This window comes from Thermoanaerobaculia bacterium (assembly GCA_035260525.1).
Taxonomy (GTDB): domain Bacteria; phylum Acidobacteriota; class Thermoanaerobaculia; order UBA5066; family DATFVB01; genus DATFVB01.
Window position 1 is genome coordinate 1 of record DATFVB010000269.1, and the last position, 6143, is coordinate 6143.

At 69.2% G+C, this 6143-nt stretch carries 7 protein-coding genes; 3 read left to right on the forward strand and 4 right to left on the reverse strand.

What is annotated here, in order from left to right:
- The 3 genes from VKH46_12945 to VKH46_12955 all read left to right on the forward strand — a co-directional run.
- Nucleotides 1-1037: M20/M25/M40 family metallo-hydrolase (locus tag VKH46_12945; protein HKB71745.1), on the forward strand; the 1037-nt coding region annotated here is incomplete at its 5' end.
- An 11-nt stretch (nt 1038-1048) separates the two neighbouring features.
- Nucleotides 1049-1393: a 4a-hydroxytetrahydrobiopterin dehydratase gene (locus VKH46_12950; protein ID HKB71746.1), complete on the forward strand. Its 345-nt coding sequence runs from the start codon at nt 1049-1051 to the stop codon at nt 1391-1393.
- Between the two features lie 221 nt (nt 1394-1614).
- Nucleotides 1615-2565, forward strand: coding sequence for a DUF72 domain-containing protein (locus tag VKH46_12955; protein ID HKB71747.1), 951 nt, complete (start codon nt 1615-1617; stop codon nt 2563-2565).
- Between the two features lie 308 nt (nt 2566-2873).
- Here the strand turns inward: VKH46_12955 and VKH46_12960 are convergent, their stop codons facing one another.
- From VKH46_12960 to VKH46_12975, 4 genes are all read right to left on the reverse strand, one after another.
- Entirely contained in the window at nt 2874-4025 is a 1152-nt protein-coding gene (locus VKH46_12960; protein HKB71748.1) for a CoA transferase, read from the reverse strand.
- 424 nt (nt 4026-4449) lie between these two features.
- Complete coding sequence (queF, locus tag VKH46_12965) at nt 4450-4845, reverse strand: preQ(1) synthase (GenBank protein ID HKB71749.1); 396 nt, start codon at nt 4843-4845, stop codon at nt 4450-4452.
- Nucleotides 4845-5207, reverse strand: a complete 363-nt coding sequence (locus tag VKH46_12970; protein HKB71750.1) for a peptide chain release factor-like protein — start codon at nt 5205-5207, stop codon at nt 4845-4847. The genes queF and VKH46_12970 overlap by 1 nt, the downstream gene beginning before the upstream one ends.
- Nucleotides 5208-5868: 661 nt before the next feature.
- Nucleotides 5869-6143 (reverse strand): hypothetical protein (locus tag VKH46_12975; GenBank protein HKB71751.1); only part of this gene is annotated, 275 nt, incomplete at its 5' end.

A 6143-nucleotide genomic window follows, 5' to 3' on the forward strand; every position in this document is an offset into this window, starting at 1 on the left:
TCCCCGTGGAGGTCGAGCTGTCGACCGACGTTCGCAAACGCCGCCTCCCGGCCGCGAACGTCGCGGGGATCCTCGAGGGGGCCGATCCGGCGCTGGGGGGCGAGGTCGTGGCGGTCGGCGCCCACTTCGACCACCTCGGTCTCGGCGGGCCCACGTCGCTCGCGGCCGACCGGCGCCCGGCGATCCATCCCGGCGCCGACGACAACGCCTCCGGCGCCGCCGGGTTGATCGCGCTCGCGCGGGCGCTCGCGGCGGGCCCGCGGCCGCGCCGCAGCGTGCTCTTCCTCGCGTTTTCGGGAGAGGAGCTGGGGCTGCTCGGCTCGGCCCACTACGTGAAGCACCCGCTCGTGCCGATCGGGAAGACCGTCGCCATGGTCAACATGGACATGATCGGCCGCCTCCGCGCCGACCGGCTCGCCGTGATCGGCACGGGATCGTCCCCCGCGTGGCCGAACCTCCTGGAAGAGCTCAACCGCGAGGCCGGGTTCCGTCTCCAGTTCACCGATGATCCCTACGGCGGGAGCGACCAGCAGTCGTTCTTCCTCGGCGGCGTCCCCGTGCTCTTCTTCTTCACCGGGAAGCACGCCGAGTACCACACCCCGGCCGACACGGAAGACACGATCAACCGGCCCGGAGAGGCGCGCGTTCTCGAGCTCGTGCGGCGGTGCGTCGAGCGGATCGCCGGGGAAACGGGCCGGCCGGCGTTCCGGGAGCTCGATCCCTCGGCTCCCCGGGGCGGCCGCGCGACGTTCGGCATCATCCCCGACCTGGCCTCGGAGGAGAGCGCCGGACTGTCGGTGGCGCGGACGATCGCCGGCAGCGCCGCCCGGCGGGCGGGAATCCGTCCGGGCGACGTGGTGGTCGCCTTCGGAGGCCATGCGATCCGCTCGGCCCAGGACCTGCGGATCGTGCTGTCGGAGCCGGGCTCCGGGGAACCGGCGCAAGTGCGCGTCCGGCGAGACGGGCGCGAGGTTTCGTTGACCGCGACGCCGTACGTGCCGCCGGAGCCCGGCGAGGCGTCGGGGGCGGCGCGTTGAAGGAGGGTCCGATGTCGCTCAGGGAGAAACGATGCGTTCCATGCGAAGGAGGCGTCGAGCCGCTGTCGAAGGCGGAGACCAAACGCCTCCTCGCCCAGGTCGACGGATGGAAAGAGAAGGACCGGAAGCTCCGCAAGAAGGTCACGTTTCCGGATTTTCGGGCGGCGATGGCGTTTCTCGGCAAGGTGGCGGACCTCGCCGAATCGGAAGGGCATCATCCGGACTTCTGCGTGCACTACAACCGCGTCGACTTCACGCTGTGGACGCACGCGATCCTCGGCCTTTCCGAGAACGACTTCATCCTGGCGTCCAAGATCGATGAGATCTCGCACGGCCAGCGGAGCTCGCGGGATTGAGGAAGCGAGCGGCCCCCGATCGGCGACCCGGGACAACGGCTGCCGGACCCCGGCGCGGCCGGTTCGGTGGCACCCCGTCTGCGCCGCGCCTCGACCGCTCAGCCGGGCAGATGCTCGAAGGGGGGGCCGGCGGAGGCGGCGCTTCACGCCGAAACGATTCCCGGCGGTCGCCCGCCGGAAAGACTCCGAAAGCCGCCTGAGGGCGCCGGGGCCGTTTCGCGATGTCTTCCGACGACGCCCCGCCCCTTCTGTTCCCGGAGCTCGCACGGCCCGCCGCGGCGCCCGGCCCGGCGCTCCCCCGGGGATTCACGCGTTTCGGCACGGCGACATGGAACTACCCGGGCTGGCGCGGGATCGTCTATCCGGCGGCGTCCCCCGAGAGCATGTCCTCGGCCGAGCGGCTCGCGCTCTACGCGGCGAGCGGCCGGTTCGACACCGTGGAAGCGGACTTCACGTTCTATCGCCCGCAGACGGCGCGCGAGTGGCGCCGGTACGGCGCGGCGCTCCCGCCGGGCTTTCCCGTCGTCTCGAAGGTGTGGGAGGAGATCACGTGCGAGCGATTTCCAAAGATCGAGCGGCATGGCCCCCGGGGAGGGACGGCGAACCCCAATTACCTGAGCGTCGAGGCGTTCCGGCGGGAGGTGCTCGGCCCCGCCGAGGAGGGGTTCGGCGACCACCTGGGCCCGTTCGTCTTCGAGTTCGGCCGCGACCGCCGACCGACAGCGGAAAGAAAGGCCCGTTTCCGGGAGCGGCTCGACCGGTTCCTCGGCGCCCTGCCCCGGGAGCGGCGGTACGCGGTCGAGATTCGGACGCGCGAGTACCTCGACGCCGGCCACGTCGCGCTGCTGCGCGCGCACGGCGCGGCGCCTGTCCTGAACTGGTGGACGCGCATGCCGGGCCTCGCCGAGCAGTTCGAGGTCCCGGGAACGGCCGACGCCGACTTCTGGCTCGCGCGCGTCCTCGTCGCGCCGGGGCGAGCCTACGAGGATGCGGTCAAGCTCTTCGCGCCCTACGACCGGATCAAGGAGGAGCACCCGGAGATGCGCGCCGACGCCGTCCGGATCGCGCGGGAGGCCGAAGCGCGGCGCAAGGAGTTGTTCCTGATCGTGAACAATAGGGCCGAAGGAAGCGCGCCGTATACGATCGACGCCATCAAACGGATGATCGGTTAGGAAGGGCGCGGCGATGCATCGAGCCGGGCGGGCGCGTACCGTCCGCGAGACCCTGCGACCTACGCCCCGGTAGGCCTCGGGATCTCGCGGCCGGCCCGCATCCCGCCGGGCTCGCGCCTCGCCGCGCCTCGGACGGTCTCCCTATTTTGCCGGCTCGCCCGGACCCGTCTTCCGACCCCTCTGACCGCGCCTCTGAAAACTTTTCGAATCCTGAGCGAGTTCAGCGGCGGCGAGTTCGCTCGCCGTCCGCTGCAAGAGCGCTCCGACTTTTGACTTTTGACTCGCGACTCGCGATGCGTGACTGACTATTACGGCAGATCGAATTCGCGCCGGATCGCGTCGGTGTGCTCGCCGAGGCGCGGCGGACGGCTAAGCGGCGCTGACGTCCCGGCGAAACGGATCGGGGAGGCGACGGTCTCGAACGTGCCGTCCCTGACTCGAAGACCCATGGCGCGCGCCTGCTCGCTCTCGAGCGCTTCGAGCGGGCCGCGGACCGGCCCCGCCGGCACGCCGGCGTCACGGCATCGCGCGAGCCATTCGTCCCGCGGGCGGGTCGCGAAGATCGCCGCGAGCCCGCCCACGAGGGCGACCCGGTTCTCGACGCGCGCCGCATTGGAGGAGTACCGCGGGTCCGCCCCCCACTCCGGTTTTCGGACGACCTTGTCGCAGAGGTTCCGGAACTGTCTCTCCGTTCCGACGGCCAGGATGAAGGCGCCGTCGTTCGCCTCGAACATCTGGTACGGGACGATCTGGCCGTGCGCCGTGCCGAACCGCGCCGCCTCGATTCCGGAGACGAGGCAAGCCTGCGTGTAGTTGGGGAGCATCGCGACGGTGGAGGAAAAGAGGTCGACCTCGACGGCGTTTCCCTTGCCCGCCCTGTCGCGCGCGACGAGCGCCGCGAGCACGCCGACCGCCAGGTTGTACCCGGCGACGACGTCGGAAACCGCCATGCCGACCTTCTGGGGCGGCCCGTCGGGATCGCCCGTCACCCACATCAGGCCGGCGCCCGCCTGCGCGAGCAGATCGAATCCGACCGCGTCGCGGTCCGGGCCGACCCGGCCGAAGCCGGTCACGGATCCGGTGACGAGCCGGGGATTCGCCCGGCGCAGCTCCGGGAGCGAGATCCCGAGACGATCCAGCGCGCCGGGAGGAAAATTTTCGAGCAGGACGTCGGCGCGCGCCGCGAGGATCCCGACCGAGCGGCGGCCGGCCTCCGTCGCGAGGTCGAGGACGATCGATTCCTTGTTCCGATTGATCGAAAGGTAATAAGCGGACTCTCCGGACGGATCGAACGGGGGCCCCCAGCCGCGCGTCGTGTCGCCGCCGTCGGGATGCTCGACCTTGATCACGCGGGCGCCGAGGTCCGCGAGCAGCATCGTGCAGTACGGTCCCGCGAGGACGCGCGACAGGTCGAGCACGAGGATGCCGGAGAGGGGCAGGGGAGTTTCGTTCTGTTCCATCGGATCAGCAGATTTCGTGCCGGACAAACCGGCGGCTCGCGATGCCGGATGACAACGCGAAGATCCCTCCTGGCGCGATGTCGGAGGCGCGGTCAGGCGCGAACGAGATCCGTCTTCGCTCTGCTGAGCTACGGCGGATTGACCGCGAGAAACAGCGCTTCAGCCCTGAACATCGTCGAAGGCTTGATCCGCCGAAGCCCTCCGAAGCTCTGGCGAAGGAGGGGCGAAGGAGGACGGGATGCGGGTCGCCCGCGACATCCCGATGGGGCGACCGCGCAGCCGTCGTCCCCGCGAAAGCGGGGACGCCGCCTGACGACAAAGGCGTGGATTCCCGCTTTCGCGGGAACGACAAAGCCGGAACGTCCGTCGCCGCGTGGTCCGGGCGGCACGCGCCCTTCCGGCTCGATGAATGACCGCGCACGACTCAGACCCCGAACGCGCCGTCGGCGTATCGCGCCGCGATCGTCGACGAGATCCCGCCGCGCGACGAGAAGACGCCCGTGATCGCCATGCGCCGGGGCTGGCACGCCGCCACGCAGTCGCGCAGGATCCGGTTGACGGCGTTCTCGTAGAAGATCCCGACGTTTCGATACGCCACGATGTAGAGCTTGAGCGACTTGAGCTCGAGGCAGAGGCGGTCGGGGACGTACCGGAGCTCGAGCCGGCCGAAGTCGGGGAGCCCCGTCTTCGGGCAGATCGCGTTGTACTCGGGGATCTCGACGACGATCTCGTAGTCCGGGTACTGGTTGGGCCACGTCTCGAGCGCCGGGAGCGGCGCCTCGAATCCGGAGCGCGCGTGCTCTTGCGTATATTCGACCATCAGCGTTCCTCGTCCACCTTTCTGAGCTTCTTCCTTTCGGCGCGGCGGAGCTTCTGCTCCAGCCGGGAGCGGCGGGCGCTCGCGGGAACTCCCGTCTTCTTCCGGGGCTTGCGCGGCTTGAGCCTTCGCCGCAGCTTTTCCCGGAGCCGCTCGAGGGCGGCCTGCCGGTTGCGCGACTGGCTCCGTTCCTCCGTCGCGGCCGCGATCTCGCCCGTCGGCCGGTGAACCAGGCGGACCCCCGTCTCCGTCTTGTTGCGGTGCTGCCCGCCCGGCCCGGACGCGCGGAAGAAGGAGATCGCGCAGTCGCGCTCGAGGTCCTTCGGGTCCTCGGGGATGTCCTCGTAGCGGAAGGGGCGATCCACAGGCGGAATAGTAGCGCGAGCCTCGAAGCGGCCGAGGAATGGCGAAATTCGAAACTCGAAGCACGAAACTCGAAACATCCTCGAAGCACGAATGTTCGAAATTCGAAGGGCGGCCGACGTTTACGCCGAGATTCCTTCGACCGGGCCGGATCCCGTTCAGTCGTTCGATCATTCGAATTTCGTGCTTGTTTCGGATTTCGATATTCGGATTTCGGATTTGATGTGCGCAGCCGGTCCGTGGGCGATAATCCGGCGATGCTGCAAGTCGGCATCTTCCCATGAATGCACTTCCTCTCATGCTCGCGACGCTCGCCGTCCTCGCGATCGGATACCGCTACTGGTCGGCATTTCTCGCGGCGAAGGCGCTCGCGCTCTCCGACGCGCCGCCTCTCGATCCGCGACACCTTCCTACCGATCGCGAGGCAGCCCGGCAAGGCGTTCACGGGATGGCTCGACGCCGTGCTGACGGCGGGTCTGACGCCGTGCGTCCTCCTGATCGTCGCTGCGTTGGATCGCGGAGCTCCGGAAGCCTTCCCTGCCGGATGCCACGCTGGGCCGCAGCCGGCGAGCGCGCGGCCGAACATGCCCGACGGCTGCTGCTGAGAAAAAAAAAGAGCCCGCCGAAGCGGGCTCGAAATTCGCGTCCTTCGTGATGCCGCGATCAGCGGCCCGCGGACCAGTCCGCCGGGCGCAGCTGCGCCCCCGACGGGTCCTTCGTCCCGTTGTCGTTGGTCGAGGTGAGCCCGGAGATCGCCGAATTTCCGCTGATGATGTCGACGAAGACGATCAGAGTGTCGTCCTGCGCGTGGTTCCCGTTGACGACGTCGAAAGTCTTCGAGATGCCCACCGTCTCGAACGGCCCGATCGTGATCAGGCCCGACTGGCCCGTCACCTGACCGGTCACGTTCGAGTATCCCGTCAGGCGGATCTGAACCG